This window comes from Streptomyces sp. BE20, assembly GCF_036322525.1.
Taxonomy (GTDB): Bacteria; Actinomycetota; Actinomycetes; order Streptomycetales; family Streptomycetaceae; genus Kitasatospora.
Window position 1 is genome coordinate 38036 of record NZ_JAQYWW010000497.1, and the last position, 19192, is coordinate 57227.

19 protein-coding genes and 1 pseudogene are annotated in these 19192 nt (G+C 72.7%); 11 read left to right on the forward strand and 9 right to left on the reverse strand.

What is annotated here, in order from left to right; genetic code table 11:
- Positions 1-17: 17 nt before the first annotated feature.
- Positions 18-506, forward strand: coding sequence for a hypothetical protein (locus PUR61_RS06965; RefSeq protein ID WP_329876746.1), 489 nt, complete (start codon positions 18-20; stop codon positions 504-506).
- Positions 507-975: 469 nt separating this feature from the next.
- On the opposite strand, the gene PUR61_RS06970 is transcribed toward PUR61_RS06965, so the two are convergent.
- Genes PUR61_RS06970 through PUR61_RS06980 form a run of 3 tightly spaced genes read right to left on the reverse strand, consistent with a single transcriptional unit; the run spans position 976 to position 3504 of the window.
- Positions 976-1857: an inositol monophosphatase family protein gene (locus PUR61_RS06970; protein ID WP_329876748.1), complete on the reverse strand. Its 882-nt coding sequence runs from the start codon at positions 1855-1857 to the stop codon at positions 976-978.
- On the reverse strand, positions 1835-2491 hold the full coding sequence (locus tag PUR61_RS06975) for a hypothetical protein (protein ID WP_329876750.1): 657 nt from the start codon (positions 2489-2491) through the stop codon (positions 1835-1837). The genes PUR61_RS06970 and PUR61_RS06975 overlap by 23 nt, the downstream gene beginning before the upstream one ends.
- A 41-nt stretch (positions 2492-2532) precedes the next feature.
- A complete protein-coding gene (locus tag PUR61_RS06980; RefSeq protein ID WP_329876752.1) occupies positions 2533-3504 on the reverse strand; it encodes a hypothetical protein in 972 nt (323 codons plus the stop codon).
- 287 nt (positions 3505-3791) lie between these two features.
- Between PUR61_RS06980 and PUR61_RS06985 the strand changes: the two are divergent.
- The 3 genes and pseudogenes from PUR61_RS06985 to PUR61_RS06995 all read left to right on the forward strand — a co-directional run.
- Positions 3792-4049 (forward strand): annotated as a pseudogene (locus tag PUR61_RS06985) (AraC family transcriptional regulator); the annotation flags it as partial.
- A gap of 175 nt (positions 4050-4224) precedes the next feature.
- Positions 4225-5082, forward strand: a complete 858-nt coding sequence (locus PUR61_RS06990) for an ATP-grasp domain-containing protein (protein WP_329876754.1) — start codon at positions 4225-4227, stop codon at positions 5080-5082.
- A 136-nt stretch (positions 5083-5218) separates the two neighbouring features.
- Complete coding sequence (locus PUR61_RS06995) at positions 5219-5503, forward strand: Imm32 family immunity protein (protein WP_329876756.1); 285 nt, start codon at positions 5219-5221, stop codon at positions 5501-5503.
- Between the two features lie 162 nt (positions 5504-5665).
- On the opposite strand, the gene adhP is transcribed toward PUR61_RS06995, so the two are convergent.
- Entirely contained in the window at positions 5666-6679 is a 1014-nt protein-coding gene (gene adhP, locus PUR61_RS07000) for an alcohol dehydrogenase AdhP (RefSeq protein ID WP_329876758.1), read from the reverse strand.
- Positions 6680-7093: 414 nt separating this feature from the next.
- On the opposite strand from adhP, the gene PUR61_RS07005 reads away from it, so the two are divergent.
- From PUR61_RS07005 to PUR61_RS07015, 3 genes are all read left to right on the forward strand, one after another.
- Positions 7094-7837 (forward strand): MarC family protein, encoded by a 744-nt coding sequence (locus tag PUR61_RS07005; RefSeq protein WP_329876760.1) that lies wholly within the window; start codon positions 7094-7096, stop codon positions 7835-7837.
- A gap of 402 nt (positions 7838-8239) precedes the next feature.
- Positions 8240-9700 carry a basic amino acid/polyamine antiporter gene (locus PUR61_RS07010; protein ID WP_329876762.1) on the forward strand — a complete coding sequence of 487 codons (1461 nt, stop codon included), beginning with the start codon at positions 8240-8242 and terminating at the stop codon, positions 9698-9700.
- A gap of 65 nt (positions 9701-9765) precedes the next feature.
- On the forward strand, positions 9766-11031 hold the full coding sequence (locus tag PUR61_RS07015; RefSeq protein WP_329876763.1) for an arginine deiminase: 1266 nt from the start codon (positions 9766-9768) through the stop codon (positions 11029-11031).
- A gap of 201 nt (positions 11032-11232) precedes the next feature.
- Here PUR61_RS07015 and PUR61_RS07020 read toward each other — a convergent pair whose 3' ends face one another.
- Both PUR61_RS07020 and PUR61_RS07025 read right to left on the reverse strand, forming a co-directional pair.
- Positions 11233-11598, reverse strand: a complete 366-nt coding sequence (locus tag PUR61_RS07020; RefSeq protein WP_329876764.1) for a hypothetical protein — start codon at positions 11596-11598, stop codon at positions 11233-11235.
- A gap of 355 nt (positions 11599-11953) precedes the next feature.
- Positions 11954-12532: a GNAT family N-acetyltransferase gene (locus PUR61_RS07025; protein ID WP_329876837.1), complete on the reverse strand. Its 579-nt coding sequence runs from the start codon at positions 12530-12532 to the stop codon at positions 11954-11956.
- A 150-nt stretch (positions 12533-12682) separates the two neighbouring features.
- On the opposite strand from PUR61_RS07025, the gene PUR61_RS07030 reads away from it, so the two are divergent.
- From PUR61_RS07030 to PUR61_RS07045, 4 genes are all read left to right on the forward strand, one after another.
- Positions 12683-13087 carry a hypothetical protein gene (locus tag PUR61_RS07030; RefSeq protein ID WP_329876766.1) on the forward strand — a complete coding sequence of 135 codons (405 nt, stop codon included), beginning with the start codon at positions 12683-12685 and terminating at the stop codon, positions 13085-13087.
- Between the two features lie 336 nt (positions 13088-13423).
- The gene (locus PUR61_RS07035; protein WP_329876768.1) at positions 13424-13939 is read left to right on the forward strand and encodes a DinB family protein; all 516 of its coding nucleotides are present in this window, start codon (positions 13424-13426) and stop codon (positions 13937-13939) included.
- Between the two features lie 640 nt (positions 13940-14579).
- Entirely contained in the window at positions 14580-15011 is a 432-nt protein-coding gene (locus PUR61_RS07040; RefSeq protein ID WP_329876770.1) for a peptidase inhibitor family I36 protein, read from the forward strand.
- 98 nt (positions 15012-15109) lie between these two features.
- Complete coding sequence (locus tag PUR61_RS07045; protein WP_329876772.1) at positions 15110-16078, forward strand: hypothetical protein; 969 nt, start codon at positions 15110-15112, stop codon at positions 16076-16078.
- 8 nt (positions 16079-16086) lie between these two features.
- On the opposite strand, the gene PUR61_RS07050 is transcribed toward PUR61_RS07045, so the two are convergent.
- The 3 genes from PUR61_RS07050 to PUR61_RS07060 form a co-directional block, all read right to left on the reverse strand.
- Positions 16087-17343, reverse strand: a complete 1257-nt coding sequence (locus PUR61_RS07050) for an MFS transporter (RefSeq protein ID WP_329876774.1) — start codon at positions 17341-17343, stop codon at positions 16087-16089.
- 257 nt (positions 17344-17600) lie between these two features.
- Entirely contained in the window at positions 17601-17984 is a 384-nt protein-coding gene (locus PUR61_RS07055; RefSeq protein ID WP_329876776.1) for a VOC family protein, read from the reverse strand.
- Positions 17985-18136: 152 nt separating this feature from the next.
- The gene (locus PUR61_RS07060; protein WP_329876778.1) at positions 18137-19156 is read right to left on the reverse strand and encodes a helix-turn-helix transcriptional regulator; all 1020 of its coding nucleotides are present in this window, start codon (positions 19154-19156) and stop codon (positions 18137-18139) included.
- Positions 19157-19192 lie beyond the last annotated feature (36 nt).

Consider the following 19192-nt stretch of genomic DNA (forward strand, 5'->3'; position numbering starts at 1 on the left):
CGTGCCGCCCCCGGCCCTTGGCGACGGACGTCAGCGAGGAGACTTCGCTGAGCGAGGACCTGGTCGACGACGAGTTGCTGCCCGCCCTGCCGGCCGTCGGCGGCGACGTCGCCGAGGACGGGGCCTGGGCCGGGGCCGGGCCGGACGCGGCGGGTGCCGCGGTGCTCGCCGCGCTCGACACCCCCGCTCGCCGGCACCTGGACGACGTACGCCCCGCGAAGACCGGGGCCGGCTACGCGCGGGACTGGGCGGTGTGGGGCGGGCGGCTGTCCCCGGACGGCTGCCGGATCGTCATCACCCGCACCGCCGAGCGCGCCGGCCTGGAGACACGGCTCACCGGGCACTCCCAACGGGCCGGGCTGATCACCGCCGGGATCAGGGCCGGCAAGCGGCCCGACAAGGTGCGGGCCCAGTCCGGCCACGCCGCCGGCTCCCCGGTCTTCGAGGGCTACGTCCGCGACGCCCGGGCCCGGGAGGACGCCGCCACCGACGACATCGGCCTCTGAGCGCAGGCGCGGTCACCGGCCGGGCCGGCATGGTCCTGCCCCGCTGGCGGCGCTCGGGCGCTGTGCAATCTGCCCTCCTGTCCTTGAACGGCTCCTGCCATGAAACCCCTGATCCCTGGCGTGCTGCGTGACGAACCGCAGTTCGCCCGCCTGTTCCTTGGGCATTCCCTGTCGGTGCTGGGCGACCGTGTGTCGTTCGTGGCCGTGCCCTTTGCCGTGCTCTCGGTAGGCGGATCCGTCTCGGACGTTGGTCTGGTGGCCGCCGCAGGTCTGGTGCCCATGCTGCACTTCTCTGTGTCCCGGCCGTACGACGCCTCCCGGCGTGCGCGGAGTCCGGTTCACGGCGCCCTCCGGTCTGCTCGGGAGAGAACGCGTAGGCAGGGGGCCCGGTCACGCCGGGCCGCCCGGGGGCCGGCGGCCCTCGTGCAGGACCGCGAAGGACACAACGGGGGGCAGGGCGTGCCGGGTGTCACCGGGCGGCGGGTCCCCCGGGTCCGTCCGGGAGACCGGCGTGGGCGACCAGGTCGAGCAGGTACGGCACGATCTCAGGACGGCCCGCGACGTAGCTGCGGGCGGTGTCCGGCTGCCCGATCCGCGCGCTGAACCCGCCGCCGTCCAGCGCACGGACCACCAGACCCGCCTCGGTCGCCAGCAGACTCCCGGCGGGCAGGTCGATCTCCTCGGCCCGGTAGCCGACGAAGCCGTCGATGAGCCCGCACGCCAGCAGCGACCAGGTGAGCAGCGGCGCCCAGAGCTGGAGCACCCGGCGGGCGCCGCTCTCCAGCCCGTCCTTGAGCGCCCGGGCCACCGGGTCGCCGCCCGTCACCCCGTGCCCCTGCGTCCAGCCGAGCACCGGCCGGCCCGCGCCCGGCGGGCGCGCCGGGGCGCCCAGCCTCCCGGCCGGCCCGTACGCCCCGCAGCCGTGCACCGCCCGCCAGGTCCGGCCGGCGACCGGGTCGTGGACCACGCCGACGACCGGCTCGTCGTCCACGCAGAGGGCGATGCCGACCACGTAGGCGGGCAGGCCGATCACCACGTTGTTGCTGCCGTCCAGCGGGTCGACCAGCCAGGTGCGGCGGGAGCCGGGCCGGCCGGCCGTGGCGCCGCCCTCCTCGGCCAGGATGCGGTCCGCCGGGAAGCGTTCGGTCAGCCTGCGGGTGACCAACTCCTCGGCCAGAAGATCGAGTTCGGTGACGACGTCACCGTCCTCCCCTTTGGTGTCCACCCGGAACGCGTCCAGGAAGCGGGCGCGCAGCAGGGCGCCCGCCTCCTCAGCGGCCCGCACCGCGACCCGGCACTCCTCCGCGTAGGCGGGCGGCGCGGCCCCCTCACCCGGTCCTGTCGTGTCCACTGATCCTCCTGGCTGCCTCGTCGGCGATCCGGGCCGTCCGGGCCGCGTCGCAGAGTCGCCGCACCACGCGGCGGGCGGTGCCGTCCACCGGCCCCAGCACCACGTCCACCGGCCCCGGCACCGTCCGGCCGAGGACGACGGTGGCGGCGGGCGCGGCGTCCGGCAGCACCGTGGCGTGGAACTCGCCGGCGCCCAGGGTGTACGTCTCGCCGCGCGCGCTGGTCTGCTCGGCCAGCGGCTCCCAGCGGACCAGCCGCGGGGTCGGGCGGATCTCGTCCGCCCCTCCGGCGCTGTATACCTCGAACGCCCGGTGGGTCGGCCGGCCGGGCTCGTCGTACACCCCGACCCGCAGGTTGCCGACCCGGCCGTAGAGCACGCTGCTCTTCAGCTCCCAGCTGTGGCAGTGGATCTCGCGCTCCGCCCCGGCCGGGACCGGGTCGAAGACGTGCACGCACACGCCGTACGCGCCGTCGCGCAGCACCGGCAGGCAGTAGAAGCCGAGCGGGTGCGCGACCGCGCGCAGCGACCGTGCGCCGGAGGCCACCTCGGCCAGCAGCCCGCCGACCAGGCCGTCCAGGCCGGGCTCGGCGGTGGTGCGTCCGGTGGCCCGTTCGAGTGTCGTGAAGAGGTTCATCGTCTCCCCCTGGTCTCCCCCTGCGGGCGCGGTGCGCGCGGCTACCGGCGGTACGGGTTGTCCGCGTGCAGCGCCCGGTCGATGATGTCGCCGACGTCCCGGTCCGAGAAGGCCGTCGGCAGCGGGATGCGCAGGTGCTCGAACAGCCGCCGGGCCTCGTCCACCGTCGGGTCGTCGCCGAGCGGCTCGGTGTCCCGGAGGTCGAGCTTGACCGCCTGCTCCCGGTAGTGGTGCAGCTCGGTGACGTAGTAGTCGTACAGCGGACGGCCGCGTTCGACGTAGATGCTGACCCGCCGCGGGTCGTCCTGGGTGATGATCAGGCAGGAGGCGGAGACGTCGAACCGCAGCGACGGCGCCACCTCCGAGAGGTGGACGTCGATCTCCAGGGTGTCCAGGCGCTGCCGGTACCAGGCGGCGGCCAGCACCGTCGCGTAGGACTCCTTGCGGGTGCGCTCCACGCTCCAGCCGCCGTCGTGCGCGCCGTGCGCGCCGTCCGCCCGGCTGCCGAAGGTGCCCCGGAACCGCGCGTACGCGGCGCAGGCCGCCTCGTCGCCCGGGTGCACGATGTCGATCTTGACGGTGAGCGCGCGGCGGCGGCGCCGCGCCTCCTGGACGCACTCGGGCAGGGTGACGGCCCGCAGGTACGTGCCGGTGCCGCCCTTGAACACCCACCGGTCGGTGTCCTGGCGGGCCCGCTCCAGCGCCCGCTCCAGGTCGACCCCGGCCAGCTCGCGCACCGAGGTCAGGTTCTCCAGCGCCTGCCGGGCGCCCTCCGTCGCCTCCCGGATGTCCACCACCCGGCGCCGGCGCTCGGCCAGCGAGCCGTACACCACGGCCGCCAGCACCAGCAGCGTGGCACCGGAGACGACGTTGTCGCCCAGACCGCCGCCGAACAGGTCGAGCAGGCCGACGACCAGCGCCCCCAGCAGGGCCACCACGCCGTCCGAGTTCCTGAGCACCCACGCGATCGCGCTCTCCAGCCGCCGGCCGGGACCCGCACCCCCGTGCACCACGCCGACACCTCCTTCGATCGTCAACATGGTAGGTGCGGCGTGAAGTTGACGGCCAGTGAGTTGCCGGTCGGGTTCGGGTCGCGAACCGGTCGCATCCTGGCAGGCCCTGGGCGCACGCGGCGGACGGGGCCGTGCCACCGGGGCGTGCGAGCGGGCGCGGGGACCACGGTGGCGGCGCCCCGCGGAGAGGGCGGGCGCCGTCCCCGGCCGATCGGCGGAACAGCTCCGCGTGTTCGGCGGCCCACGCGTGCAGCGGGCGCGCCGGGGCGCCGGTGACGTCCCGGACCGTGCCGGTCACCGGCCCGGGGTCACCGATCCGCGCCTCGACGAAGGCCGGCGCCCCGTCCACGACACCGGGCGGCCGGCCCCCGGCGAGCAGCCGCCCGCGGGCGTCCTCCCGGGGAACCTCCTCCCGCGCGGCGTTCGCCCGGCGGTTCACCGACCTGATCGGCCGGCCTCCCCTCGGCTACCTGACCTCGTGGCGGACGACGACGGCGGCCCGGCTCCTCCGCGCGACCGAGAGCCCGCCCGACGCCGTCGCCACCCAGGTCGGTTACGGCTCCGACTACGCCTGCGCGCACGCCTTCCGGCGCGGGTTCGGACTCCCCGGGGCGCTACCGACGGCGGGAGCGGACCGCCCGTCCGGGGGCCTCCCTAGACTGAGGGCCCGCCCGCCCCCGACCTCCGGAGACTCCCGTGCGCCCTGCCAGAATCGCGGTCGTGACCGCCCGCGCCGCCGCGGCGTACGACGCCGACCTCCCGCTGATACTCGACGCCCTGCGGGCCGAGGGCCTCGCCGCCGAGGCGGTCGACTGGGACGCCGAGGCCGAGAGGTGGGACCGGTTCGACCTGGCCGTGATCCGCTCCACCTGGGACTACGCGGAGCGCATCGACGAGTTCCTGACCTGGGCCGACACCACCGCGCACGCCACCCGGCTGTGGAACCCCGCGTCCGTGGTGCGCTGGAACAGCGACAAGCGCTACCTGTCGGCGCTCGCCGGACACGGCGTCCCGGTCGTGCCGACCCGGTTCCTCGAACCGGGCGGGTCCACCCACGAGGAGGAGCTCCCGACCGGCGACATCGTGGTCAAGCCCGCCGTCTCCGCCGGCTCCCGGGACACCGCCCGCTACGAGCCCGGCCAGACCGCCGACGCCCTGCGCCACGCCCGCCTGCTGCTCGACCAGGGCCGCACCGTGATGGTCCAGCCCTACCTGCGCCGGGTCGTGGAGGGGGAACGCGCCCTGGTGTTCCTCGGCGGCGACTTCAGCCACGCGATTTGCAAGGGCCCGGTCCTGACCGAGGCCGGGGTGATCGACAACCTGCGGGTGGCCCACCCCGGCGTCACCCCCTACGACCCGACCGAGGCGGAACTCCGCACCGCCCGCTCGGCCCTCGCGGCCCTCCCCGCAGCCGGTCCCCTCCTGTTCGCCCGGGTCGACCTCGCGCTGGACGACTCCGGCGACCCGGTGGTCATGGAACTGGAACTGATCGAGCCGAACCTCTTCCTCGCCCACAGCCCGCAGGGGCTGGAACGCTTCACCGCGGCCGTGGCCGCCAAGGCCGCCGAAGCGGGCTGACGGCGGCCCGGGCGGGAGTCAGCCCGGCCGGGCGGCCGGCGGGCGCGACGCCGGGCCCCACCGCCCCGCCGTCGCCCGACGGGGGTCCGTACGGCAGGATCGACCGGACCGTCCGCTCGAAGGAAGCCTGCCGCCCATGGACTACGTGATCGAGGTTCCGGAACGCCACCCGGAGAAGGGGATCCGCCTCGTCTGGGACGACGGATTCGACCTTGAGGTGCGGATCGACTCCGCAGAGGTCGTCATCAAGGGGAACCGGGCCGGACTGGTCTCGCTGGCACGCCACCTGCTGACCCTCGCCCAGGAGGGAGTGCCCGGCGGATCCCATCTTCACCTGACCGCGGGCCAGGAGATCGAGTCGGACCTCGACCTCGTACTGGAGCGCACGACGGCGCTCCCGTCCACGACCGGCACCGCGTGACGTCGGAGTCCCACCGCCGGCCCTGGGCCGCGGTTGTCGCCGTGCGGGCCGCCCGCCCGGTGCGGGCCGGCGGACGGGCGGCCCGGCGGACGGGCGGCCCGGGTCCGGCCCACCGGGAAAACCGGCCGAACGGCGGCCCGGGTGGGGTCGGGCCGGGTCAGGTCAGGTCAGGTCGAAGACCAGGCGGGCGGAGACCTTGCCGCCGAGGACTTCGTCGAAGCAGGCGTTGACGTCCTCCAGCCGGCGGGTCTCGCGGATCACGCGGGTGCGGCCGAGGGCGTGGAGGCGGAACACCTCGGCGAGGTCCTCGCGGGTGCCGACGATGGAGCCGATCACCTTGGTGCCGTTCAGGACCGTGTCGAAGACGGGGAGTTCGAGCCTGCCCTCCGCCGGGAGCGCCACGAGCACGAGGGTGCCGCCGCGGCGCAGCGCCCCGTAGGCGGCCTGGAACGAGGCGTTGCTGACGGCGAGGGCGACGGCAGCGTGGGCGCCGCCCAGCTTCTGGACCTCGGCGGCGACGTCCTGGGTGCGGGCGTCGAGGACGTGGTCGGCGCCCAGCTCGCGGGCGAGGGCGAGCTTGTCGTCGGTGACGTCGACGGCGATGGTCTCGGCGCCGCTGATCCGCGCGTACTGGAGGGCGAGGTGGCCGAGGCCGCCGATGCCGGAGACGAGGACGCGCGTGCCCGGCCGGGCGCCGGACACCTTGAGGGCCTTGTAGGTGGTGACGCCGGCGCAGGAGAGCGGGGCGGCGTCCAGCGGGTCGATGCCGTCGGGGACGGGGACGACGTAGTCGCCGTGCGCGAGGGCGTACTCGGCGTAGGCGCCGTCGACGGAGTAGCCGCTGTTGTGCTGCTGGAGGCAGAGGGTCTCCCAGCCGGAGACGCACTGGTCGCAGCGCCCGCAGGCGTCCGCGAGCCACGCGATGGCGACCCGTTCGCCGACTCCGACGTGCCGGACCTCCGCGCCGGCCGCCTCGACGATGCCGACGCCCTCGTGGCCCGGCACGAACGGCGGGGTGGGCTTGACCGGCCAGTCGCCGTGCGCGGCGTGGATGTCGGTGTGGCAGAGCCCCGACGCCTCCAGTCTGACCCGGACCTGGTGCGGCCCGGGCTCGGGCACCGGGCGGTCCTCGATCACTAGCGGCTGGGTGAAGTCGTGGACGACGGCGGCCTTCATCTCTGTGCTCCTGCCCTCGCGGTTGCGTTCGGCCGACGGCCCGGAACCAGGTTCCGGCCCCTCGGCTCCATCCCACCCCCGGGTCCGCGCAGGCGGCAGGGCCGGAAGGACGGACGCGCCGGGCCGATGGTCCCGCCGGTACCGGGCCCTGCGGGCCGTTTCGCCCCAGTCTCGCCCGGATCAGCTCCCCCGGCACTTCACGGAGGCCGCCCGGCGGCGCCCGGCCGCCCCGCTCCGCCGGGCGGGCGCCGCCGGTCCGGTCGGGGCGGGACCGGGCGGGGCGGGTAGTCCGTTCGGCTCAGAACCGCTGGCCCGCCCCGGGAGGCGGCCCAAGGCTGGCGGTACCGGCTGCGACGCGACGGAGGCACGGACATGCCGCGGTCCCGCGCGCACCCCCGCCCCGTTGGGAGTCCGATGCCCTCGCTGCACCTCGACGACGCGTTGCTGCTGTTCCTCGCCCTCTTCGCGCTCTACAGCCCGATCGCCGCACTCTCCTCCTACCTGCCGATCGTCGAGGGCTACACGTCCGGCGAGCAGCGGAAGCTGGCGTGGGGTCTGTTCACCAACGTCTCGGTGCTGATGCTCGCGGCGCTCTGGATCGGCGAGCCGCTGCTGGAGCTGCTGGGCATCAGTACGGCGGCGCTGTCCGCGACGGGCGGCATCGCACTGCTGCTGGCGGCGGTGCCGATGATGACCGGCCGGACCGCGCCGCCGCCGAAGGCGGTGGCCGAGGCCGCCGTCGCGCCCCCGGCCGGACCGGGCGGCACCGGACCGGGCGCCGAGCCCGGACCGCGTGCCGAGACCGGCTCCGGGCCGGGCCCCGGGAGGGCGGGTGCCGGGCCGCCGGCACCGTGGCGCTCGATCGTCTTCACCCCGCTGACCTTCCCCCTCACCTTCGGCGGGACGACCTTCGGCTTCTTCGTCGCCTACCGCGCCGAGGCACCCGGCTGGTGGGCGGCGGTGGGGCTGACCGTCGCGGGGTTCGGGTACGCGGCGGTCACCGGGCTGACGCTGTACGCGGCCGGGCACGTGACCCGGCGGGTGTCCGACTCGACCGGCGCCGTTCTGGAGAAGGTCGCGGGGATCCTGCTGGTCGCGATCGCCATGATGCTGCTCGCGAGCGGCGGCACCCGGCTGGTCCTCGACGTACTGAACTGAGGCCCCGCGCCCGCCCTCCGACCGCTCCCCTCCGACCGCTCCTCTCCGCGCTGCCCTGCGTCGACCGTTCGGACGAGGCGGCGGACGGCGCCTCCGTCGCCCGCCGGTCGGCCGGTGCGGGGACCGCGGACCCGGGCTGACCAGTGCCGAACGGCGTCCGCCACCCGGCCGCGGGCCTCCTCGGAAGCCTCGGGACGCGGCGTCCGCCGCTCGCCGCAAGCGGACGTATATGAACAAATGATCCGGTAACCGTCTCGCCAGAGGCCGGTCCCCGACCCGCCTGACCGGGCCGGACCAGGGCCGGACCGGACCAGGGCCGAACCGGGCCCGACCCGCCGGACCGCGACCGGAACCGAACCGGCTCGCCGGCAGGGCGACCGGGCCGTACGAAACGGAGGTGGCATGCGGAAGGACGACGGCGGCCCCCCGGAGGGCGCCGACCTCGCCGCCCGGCCGGGATCGACCGCGAAGGTGACGCTCCCGACCCTGACCGCCATGGTCGTCGGTTCGATGGTCGGTGCGGGCGTCTTCTCGCTCCCCAGCCGCTTCGCGCAGGAGACCGGCGTCGCCGGAGCGCTGATCGCGTGGGCGATCGCGGGCACGGGCATGCTGATGCTCGCCCTCGTCTTCCAGACCCTCGCCGTCCGCAAGCCCGACCTCGACGCCGGCGTCTACGCCTACGCCAAGGCCGGATTCGGCGAGTACCTCGGCTTCTTCTCCGCGTTCGGCTACTGGGCCAGCGCGTGCGTGGGCAACGTGACGTACTGGGTGCTGATCATGTCGACGATCGGCGCGATCGCCCCCGCGCTCGGCGACGGTGACACCCTCCTGGCCGCGGTCTGCTCCTCGGCCGGGCTCTGGCTGTTCTTCCTCCTCATCAGACGGGGCGTGAAGGAGGCGGCGACGATCAACCGGGTCGTCACGGTCGCCAAGCTGGTCCCGATCCTGGTCTTCATCCTGCTGGCCCTGTTCTCCCTGGACACGGACGTCTTCGCCGAGAACTTCCGCGGCGCCGACTACGCGGGCTCCCTGTTCCAGCAGGTGCGGGGCACCATGCTCGCCACGGTCTTCGTCTTCCTGGGGGTGGAGGGCGCCAGCGTCTACTCCCGCCACGCCAAGCGGCGCGAGGACGTCGGACGGGCCACCGTGCTGGGCTTCCTGAGCGTCTTCTCGATCTTCGCCTCCGTCACCATCGTCTCCTACGGCCTGTTGCCCATGGCCGAGATCGCCGAGCTGCGCCAGCCGTCGATGGCCGGCGTCCTGGAGGCCGCGGTCGGCACCTGGGGCAAGGTCATGGTCAGCGTGGGCCTCATCGTCTCGGTGCTGGGCGCGTACCTGGCCTGGACCCTGATGGCCGCCGAGGTCCTGCTCGTCGCGGCCAAGGACAAGGACATGCCGCGGTTCCTGCGCCGCACCAACGCCTCCGACGTCCCCGTGCCCGCCCTGCTGATGACCACCGTGCTGTCGCAGGTCGTCCTCTTCGTGACGCTGCTCTCCGACGACGCGTTCAACTTCGCCCTCGACCTGACCAGCGCGCTCAGCCTCATCCCGTACCTGCTCGCCGCCGCGTACGCCGCCAAGATCGCCCACCGCTCGGCCCCGGGCACCCGCTCGCGCGGGCGGGAGCTCACGGTCGGCGTGCTGGCCACCGTGTACACCGCGTTCCTGCTCTACGCGGCAGGGCTCAAGTTCGTCCTGGTCTCCTTCATCGTCTACGCGCCCGCCACGGTCCTGTTCGTGATGGCCCGCAGGGAGCAGGGGCGACGCCTCTTCTCCCCGCGCGAACTCGTCATCCTCGCCGTCTCGATCACGGGTGCCGTCGCCGGGATCACCGCCCTGGCCGCCGGGTGGATCACCATCTGAACCCTTCCGCGCCCGCGCGCGTCCGCCGTCTGCCCCTCGCCCGTCCCGTCACCGAAAGGCCCCCCGTGACCGTGAACGACACCGCCTCCAGCCCGGCCCACGGCTACGGCGTCCACTCCGAGGTCGGCCGCCTGCGCAAGGTCCTGGTCTGCCGGCCCGGCCTGGCCCACCGCCGCCTCACCCCGACCAACTCCGACGACCTGCTCTTCGACGACGTCATGTGGGTCGAGAACGCCCAGCGCGACCACGCCGACTTCGTCAACAAGCTGACCCAGCGCGGCGTCGACGTCGTCGAACTGCACGACCTGCTCGCCCGGACCCTGATCGTGCCGGGCGCCCGGGACTGGCTGCTCGACCGGAAGATCACCCCCAACGAGGTCGGACTCGGGCTGGTCGACGGCACCCGCGGCTACCTGGAGACCCTGACCCCGAAGGAACTGGCCGAGTTCCTGATCGGCGGACTGGCCACCGGCGACCTCCCGGACGACTACCGCTCCGGGTACATCGGTCTGGCCCGCGAGTCGACCGGCACCCGCGAGTACCTCATGCCGCCGCTCCCCAACACCCTCTACACCCGCGACACCACGTGCTGGCTCTACGGCGGGCTCACCCTCAACCCCCTCTACTGGCCCGCCCGGCACGACGAGACCCTGCTCATGAAGGCGGTCTACCGGTACCACCCGGAGTTCACCGGCTCCACCGTCTGGTGGGGCGACCCCGAACGGGAGTGGGGCCAGGCGACCTTCGAGGGCGGCGACATCATGCCGGTCGGGAACGGCGTGGTCCTGATGGGCATGTCCGAGCGGACCTCCCGCCAGGCCATCACCCAGGTCGCCAGTGCGCTCTTCGCCCAGGGCGCGGCGGAGCGGGTCATCGTCGCCGGCATGCCGAGACTCCGCGCTGCCATGCACCTCGACACGGTCTTCACGTTCGCCGACCGCGACATCGTCACGCTCTACCCGACCATCATGAACGCCGTCCACACCTTCACGCTGCGCCCCGGGGACAACGCCGTCGGCATCGACATCACCGACGAGGGCTCCCGGAGCTTCACCGACGTCGTCGGCGAGGCCCTCGGCGTCCGGCTGCGCGTCATCGAGACGGGCGGCGACGTGTACGCCTCCGAGCGCCAGCAGTGGGACAGCGGCAACAACGCCGTCGCCCTCGAACCCGGCGTGGTCTTCACCTACGACCGCAACACCCTCACCAACACGCTGCTGCGCAAGGCCGGTGTCGAGGTCATCACCATCGTCGGCGCCGAACTCGGCCGGGGCCGCGGCGGCGGCCACTGCATGACCTGCCCCGTCATCCGCGAACCCGTCGACTACTAGGTGTACCGACAGGCTTCCGCGCCGGGTCGCACGCCCGGTGCGACGCCCTCGCCACCGAGGGCATCGCACACGAACACACCCGCAGGCCGTGTCCCCGGCCTCACGGAACGGAGCACCTTCTCCTCGCGGCCGATGCGGCCCCCGTAGGCCGCCCGTGCACGTGAGCTCGCGCCGACTCGCGCGCTTCGTGAAGACGTGCGATCACGAGTACAGCCTGACGGAGTACGTCGACGTGAGGTTCACCCAGAGGCCCCCCGCACAGTTGTTGACGGGGATGGACCAGGCAATGCCTCCCCCGGCGTTCCACCCGGTGTAGCCCGTGACCCCCGCGCCGCCTGTCTGGCAGTTCTTCACGGTGTACTCCCCAACGAGGTTGTACACGTTGTAGGTCCCGTATTCGTAGAACCTGTACACCAGTGGGTGATTGCCGCTGCCGTCCGCGATGTCGCCCTGGTAGATGCAGACGTACCCGCCGGTGCAGCTCTCCGTGGCTGATGCGGTGGGCGCGGTCGCCACCGACACACCGACCAGCAGGGGGACCGCGGCAGTCAGCGTGGCGATCTTCATACGGATGTTCATCAGACGACCTCTCCGTTGGTGACGTGCTGTGGCACGCTATCCACCGGCACAGCGCTCGGGAAGAGGAAAAAAGGCCAATTGGACAACGAACTCACTTGACTGGAGGTCCAGTTGAACCAACCCGGCCGACTGGTCTGCGTGGGGCGGGCGGATCCCACCAGGCCGCTGCCGAGGAGCCCGTACTGAACTGCCTTACCACGTGCTCGAATTGCTGCCGCAGTCGTTCGGGGTACCGGCCGCACTCGCCGATCGGCAGATACGGTCCGATGAACTCCCCTTCGGTGTCGATCAGGTGATTCGGTGCCCCGCGAGACGGCTTACCGGATCGCACCCCGACACGCGGCTAGGGCTTGCGGATCGGCGGCCGGCGGATGGCGGGTGCGCCATGGGCCCAGGTGTGCCAGGAGTAGGTCCGGCCGTTCCCCTGCACGCGCTCCGGCTCGTCGCCGGTGGGGCGGAAGTCCAGGGCCCGGGCGACGGCGATGCTGGGGGCGTTGTCGCTCTCGATCTCCAGCAGCAGCCGGGGCAGTTGAAGGACCTGGTGGGCGTAGTCGGTCAGGAGCCGCATGGCTCGCAGGGCCAGGCCCCGTCCACGGTGGGCGCTGCCGACGGCGTAGCCCATGGTGCCCCGGGAGAGGTTGAGATGCACTGCTCCCAGGGGCTGGTGGCCGTCGGCCGTGATCGCGAGATGAAGGCGTTGCCCTTCGGCACGACTCCGGTCGATCGTCTCCAGGTACGCGCACGCCGCGTCCAGGTCGAAGGGCGAGCGGAGCGTGGTGCGGGCGGCAACGTCGGGCTCGTCGAACAGCTCGACCATGGCCGGCAGGTCCGCGTGCGACCACTCCCGCAGGACGAGGTCGTTTCCGGTCAGCAGCACGGGCGAGGCGGGCAGCGGCATGGAGCTCTCCAGGAGACTGAGCACCAAGTGCCGCCGGTCCGGCGCTCGGTGGGGTTCACGGGGTCGGTGAGGTCACACGGGCAGAGGGCCCCGGTAGCGGTCCGGGACCTCTGCGGACGAGCCTGCCCCGATGCGCGGCCCGCCGTCCACCGCTCAGTCCACCAGAATGACCGCATGACGGAGAACGAAGCGGATCTACGGGCCTTGCTGCGCGAACTCGACGACCCGGACTGGCTGGAGTGGCCGCAGCACGACGACCGAGCCGCGCAGGCGGCCCGGCTGGGCGAGCTGGTGACCCGGCTCGACGGTGACTTCGCGACCCGGTGCGAGGCCGGGACCACCCAGGACTCCAGCGAGTTCGGCCGGGTCGTCGTGCCGGGCGGGGCGACGGCGTGCGGGACCCGGATCGTCGTCTGCCTCAGCAACTTCGGCTCCCTGGCCGTGATCTGCGCCGAGAACCCGGGGGCCTTCTTCGGGACGGAGGACGCCCGGCCGAAGGAAAGCTGGACGACGCCGATCTCGCCACGGCGACCCGGGCCCTGGTCGACCTCGGCTACGTGGTGGTTCCCGAGGAGTTGACGGAGAGCGACTACGACGGCCCCAGTCGGCTGCCCTGTCACGTTCAGCGGGGCAGCTGGTCACGCCGGTTCTTCGGCACCTACTTCGGCCCGTCCCTCCACGCCCACTCGCGATGACGCCCACCCCCGACGACGCCCGCAGCGGGATCCTCCACGGTTGGCCCCCACTGCTTGAAGGCGCTCTTCGTCCAAGGTGGTTGGGCGTCATATGCGCTCCCTCCATAATGACATCACATCCGGCGAGTCGGTCGGGGCGCCCCGGCGGGCGGCAGCCGCCCTTCCCCCGCGAGACCCTCCTCCGGGCGCCTACACTGCCCGCATATCGAACCCGAACCCGGTGGCCGGCTCCCTGGAGCGCCGTTGGCCGTCGACGGTGGCCGATGACGAACTCCGCCTGCAGTGGGAGTTCCTGTCCTTCCTCCGCACCACGGTCGTCAACAAGGTCGCGGGCCTGGACGCAACCCTCGCCGCCGCCACCCCGCTCCCGACGTCGCCGTTCATGAGCCTGGGCGGCATCGTCAGGCACCTCACCGCGGTGGAACGCTTCTGGCTGTCGATCGTCGGCGGCGGATCGGACCTGCCCTCGCTGTGGGTGAAGGAGGACGTCCACGCGGAATGGCGGCTGGACGGTCGCGACACCCCGTCCGGTCTGGTCGCCGCCTACCGGGAGGAGTGGCTCCGGTCCGAACGGGCGCTGGCCCACAGGACCGCGGACGACCGCGCGGCCCGGAGCGTCGACGGAAAGGACTACACCGTGCGGTGGCTGCTCGGCCACGTCATCCAGGAGACGGCCCGTCACGTCGGCCACATGGACGTGCTCCGGGAGATGGCCGACGGCGCCCGCGGCGAGTGACCGGCCGGCCGGGCCGGCCCCGGCGCCCTCGGCAAGCATCCACCGCCCACCCTCCGGAATGCGAGCTTCCGGCTCCCCGGATGTGTCTGTATTCTTGATCATGACGTGAAACGGGGGTGTCACGACGGGATTTCCACCTTCGTCACGAAGCATGGACGTCGGACGGGGGAATTGACATGAGTGCATCACGAAGTACCGTGACACTTCGCAGCAACGGATACAACTCCGGTTCCGCCGTTGAGTGATCCTCGATCCGCCTCCTTCTCGGACTGACCACCGCGGCGCGCCCGCGCACAGGCCGCGGACGGCCCGGCAGGTGACGACCCGAACCCGGCCGGTCCGGCGGCGACCCTCCGGACGGCGAACCCCTCGCGGTCCGCACCGATCAGGGACCCCGGGGAATTCATCCGCGGGACTCCGCCCACCTGTCGCCCGATCGGCCCGGCCCGACAATTCGGCGCCATCAGGTCAACGGCTCTACGGAATGCGAGCTTGACGCTCAGTCACCTGAGCATCGATACTCCGTTTGATTCCAGCGCCCGGGGATTCCATGGGGTTCGAATGGAGAGCACATCACCGATGTGCCGACCAAGCCCCCCCGCTTTGCACACCCATCGATCAACTGACAAGGGGATTTCCCATGACCATCCGCACGAAGGTCGCCGCCGGTGTGATGTCGATAGCCGCACTCGGCCTCGGCGTCGTCTCCGCATCTCCCGCAGCCGCGTCGAGTGGATACTGCGCCAGCTACGACGCCTGCCTGTACTACAGCCCCAACTTCCAGGGCGCCTTCTTCGGCGACGGTTCCGGCACCAGCCAGGGCTACGAGACCTACCAGTACAACTCCGCCTACACCTTCGGGGGCGGTGGCGCCGGAAACGGCCAGTACGTCAGGAACAACGCGGCCTCGGTCATCAACAACAACACCACCTACAGCCTGACGATCTACTACAGCCCGGGCGGCTACGGCATCAGCCAGTACTTCAAGCGCGGCACCCGCGGAAACCTGATCCCGGAGCTGCGGAACAACAACGCCTCGCAGTGCTTCGACTTCTACGACTACTGCCGCTGACCGAGGTTCGGGTACCAAGTCTTTTCGGAAGCGGTGCCGCCGCCCGCATCGACGGCGCGCGGCACCGCTTCCTTTTCACGGCGGAAGAAGAGTTCAAGATGCGAAGTGCAGCGTCCGCGTCCGTGCGGTCGATCGGCGTGCCGGTGATCGCCGCCATGGTGGCGCTCGGCGGAGCCGTCACCGGCTGCGCGCCCTCCGGCCCGGCCCCTGCCCCGGCGGCTCCTCCGCCGGTCGGCGCGCCGCCGACCCTCGCCGACGCCGGCGGCCAGATCCTGCCGATCGCCGAGTACCTGATCAGCCCCAGTGAGGAGCAGCGGATCGAAGCCGCCCGGACGGTCCTGATCGCGTCGTGCATGAAGCGGTTCGGATTCGACTTCGCGCCGCCTGCCGTCGGGGGCAAGCCGGACCCGATGGCGCGCCGGTACTACCTGACGGACGCCGCGAGCGCAGCAGCCCGCGGCTACCACCGGGCGGCCCGGCCGGATCGGCCTGGGCAGGCTCCGGCCCAGGAGTCCCTCTCACCGGAGATGCAGACCGTCCTCGGGCAGGGCGTGGAGGCGCCGGCGCCCGCCGGCTCCTCCGCGTCGCAGTCAGGCGGTGCGTTCAACGGCATCGCGGTCCCCAGGGGCGGATGCCTCGGCGAAGCGGACACGAAACTGGCGGCCGACGGCGGGATCATCCAGGACGACGTCAAGGCGATGGAGATCAACGGCCGCGCGTACGCGGCATCCATGGCCGACGCCCGGGTGAAGGAGGTCTTCGCCGGCTGGTCGCAGTGCATGAAGGAGAAGGGACACTCCTACGCCACGCCCATGGACGCGGTGAGCGACCCGCGCTGGCTCTCCTCCGCCACCCCCACCGATCCCGAGATCGCCGCGGCGACCGCCGATGTCGGATGCAAGCACCAGCACAACGTGGTCGGCGTCTGGTTCGGTGTCGAGACCGCCTACCAGGGTGCGGAGGTCCGGACGAACCTGCAGCACCTGCAACTGGTCAGGAAGTCCATCGACACCGCGCTCAGGAATGCCGAGGCAGTCACCGGCGGCGGCGCGTCGAAGTCCCCGTGACACGGTGATCAGCCGGACGGGCGTGGGCGGATCGCGGAGCGCAGGAGGAGGGTGGTGGTCACACTGCTCACCCCGGTCAGGGCGATGGCGAGGCCGACCGGGAGGAACTCCGCGAGCACGCCGAAGACCAGGGGCCCGACCCCCTGGATGGTCATGGTGGTGGTGTTGAGCAGGGCGAAACTCTGTCCCTGGAGGTGGGGCGGGACCGCCTCCAGGAAGCGCCGCTGAAGGCCGAGCAGGTAGGCGGACCCCACGCCGGTGATCACGTACGCGGCGGCGACCGCCGGATACGGCAGGTCCAGCACGAGCGTGACCGGGGGCGCGCCCATCACCAGCAGCAGGGGCAGGACGAGTCGTTCCCGGGTGGCGGGCGCGAACGCCCGCCCGACGACGACGTCGCCGATGAGCATGCCGACGGACGTGGCGGCCAGGAGGGTGCCGGTCTCCGTCGGGCCGAACGCGCGCTGCGCGGCGTACGGGATGAGCAGGCTCCCCGCCGCGGCCAGGTACGCGGCGGGCAGGCACTGGACCATGATCAGCTTGAGGACCCCGGGCGCGGCGACGAGCGCGGCGTTGCCCTGCAGGGTCCTCCGCACGATCGACCCGCCGGCCACCAACGATCCGCCCAGCGCTGCCGACCCGCCCGCCGTGGACCCGCCCGTGCGGACCGCCTTCGGTCCCGACAGGCACAGGCGGCTGATCACCGACGCGATCAGGTGCGCCCCTGCGGTGACCAGCATCGTCCGCTCCACACCCAGCCACACGACCAGCGCCCCGCCGGCGGCCATGCCCACCATCTGCGCCGAGACCGCGACGAGGTAGGACAGCGAACGCCCCAGCACATAGGTGTCGCCGGTGAGGATCTCCGCCAGGACCCGGCCCGCAGCCCCGGTGGTGACGGGTGTCAGGCAGGCCACGGCCGCGACGAGCCCCAGGGCCGCCGCGACCGGGAGGTGGCCGAACGCGAGCACCAGCCCGACCGCGCACTGGAGTGCGTAACCCGTGCTGATGAGGGTCCGCGGCGAGAACCGGTCCGCCATCGCGGCGAGGAACAGGCCGCCCACGGCCTGGGGGAGGAAGCCGATCGTCAGCGTCATCGCCGTCAGCAACGGCGATGCGGTCCGGTCGAACACCAGCACCGCCAGTGCGACGGACCGCAGCGTGTCCGACAGGACGCCGAGCAGCCGACCGGCGAAGACGGCACGGAACCGGGTGACCGCGAAGACCTGGCCGTAGGTGGCCTTCGTCGTGAACTCATCGATCACGAGCAGGGTGCTCCCGTCCGTGCGTGCGCATCCGGGCGAGCGGCTCCTCGTCGGCGTTCTGGCACGCCGGGAACGGAATCAGCGCCACGTCGCCCTCCCCTTGTCCGTCGAATGGGAAAAGGATCAGTCGGAAACGTGACGCCTGCAACTGAGATATTCCCGCGGGGCCGGTGTGACCACGGCGCCGAATCGCTCCTTCACGGCCTCTCTCGATCAAGTCATCTGACGAAGCGTCGGTTCGAGGCGGCGGGACGGCCTCAGGGTTCGCGGTGGACGATCCGGCGGACCAGGTCCGGCACCCACTCCACGTACTCGACCTCGGCGCCGTCCGCGTGCCGGGCGTAGAGGAAGCGACCGGTCGGGGAGGCGGTCTCCGGCGTGGTGACGACGGCCCCGGCGGCGGTCAGCGTGTCGCCGAGCTCGTCGAGGTCGGAGACCACGACCGTCGCCGAGGCGTGCGCGTACTTGGCCCGTTCGGCGGGCGGTCCGGCGATGACCAGGAAGTCGCCGATGGCGGCCAGTTCGATCTCGTGGAAGCGGAAGAGCAGGTCGGGTTCGGCGCCGGTCAGGGTGCGCAGAAGGGGAAGGGCCTGGTCTAGGCCGTCGGACCAGAGGCGGGCGTAGGTCTTGAGGATGGTCATCGGTGATCCCTGGTAGCTGTCGGTTACCGGATCACCGTATGCGGGTGAACTCCCCCGCAGAAGAGCGCACTTTGGGGTGCGTGGGGTGCCGTTCGGAGACCGCGTGGCCGGACCGGGCCGGACCGGGCCGGACCGGTCACGCGGTCCCTGGCCTACGCCGCCGGCCCGGTGCCGCCGTCGGGCCGAGCCAGGCCCGGGGCACGGTCGGCGGAGCGGTCGGCGGCGCGGTCGGCGAACGGGGCCCCGCCACGGGCCCGCTCCGGGTTCGGGGAGCGGTCGCGGTCCTGCACCGGCTCCCGGTCGGCGTCCCAGGCGATCAGCATCCGCAGGGCGTCGTCCGACGGGCTGCCGCGCTCGGCCGTGTACGTGACCAGGGCCTGGTCCGGGTCGTCCGCCGAGCGCAGCGTCTCGTAGACCAGTTCCATCCGCCCGACCAGCGGGTGCCGGAACCCCTTCCTGCCGGACGTCTTGTCGCGGACCGGGTGCTCGGCCCACCACTGGCGGAACTCCGGGCTGCGCATGGACAGTTCGCCGATCAGCTCGGCGAGCCTGGGGTCGTCCGGCCGGCGCCCGGCCTCCAGGTGCAGGAAGGCGGCGTTCTCCCGCGCGCAGCCGACCCAGTCCTCGTACAGCTCGCGCGAGGCCGGATCGAAGTAGGTGATGCGGGCGATGTTCCGCTCGGCCGGGTCGAGTGCGCCGTAGTCGCCGAACAGGGCCACGGCGGCCCGGTTCCAGGCCAGGATGTCCATGCGTCGGCCCATCACCACGGCCGGCACGTCGATCATGGCGTCGAGCAGCCGGGCGAGCGTCGGCCGGACCCGCTGCGGCGCCGCGGCGGCCCGGGCCGCCGACGCCCTGGCCGTCGACGCCCGGCCGCTGCCGCCACCCGGCGCGGTGCGGGCGAGCCGGTGCAGGTGCCGGGCCTCCTCCGGGTCGAGCCGCAGCGCGCGGGCGACGGCGTCGAGCACGGCGTCCGAGGGGTTGCCCACCCGCCCCTGTTCGAGCCGGGTGTAGTAGTCGACGCTCACGCCGGCGAGCTGGGCGAGTTCCTCGCGGCGCAGCCCCGACACCCGGCGGCGACCGCCGTAGTCCGGCAGGTCGACGTCCTCGGGCCGGAGCCGGGAGCGTCGGGTCCGCAGGAACTCGTTGAGGCTGATCGCTGTGCTGCTCATAGGACGATTCTCTCTGCTCGGGGCTCCCTCAGCCTG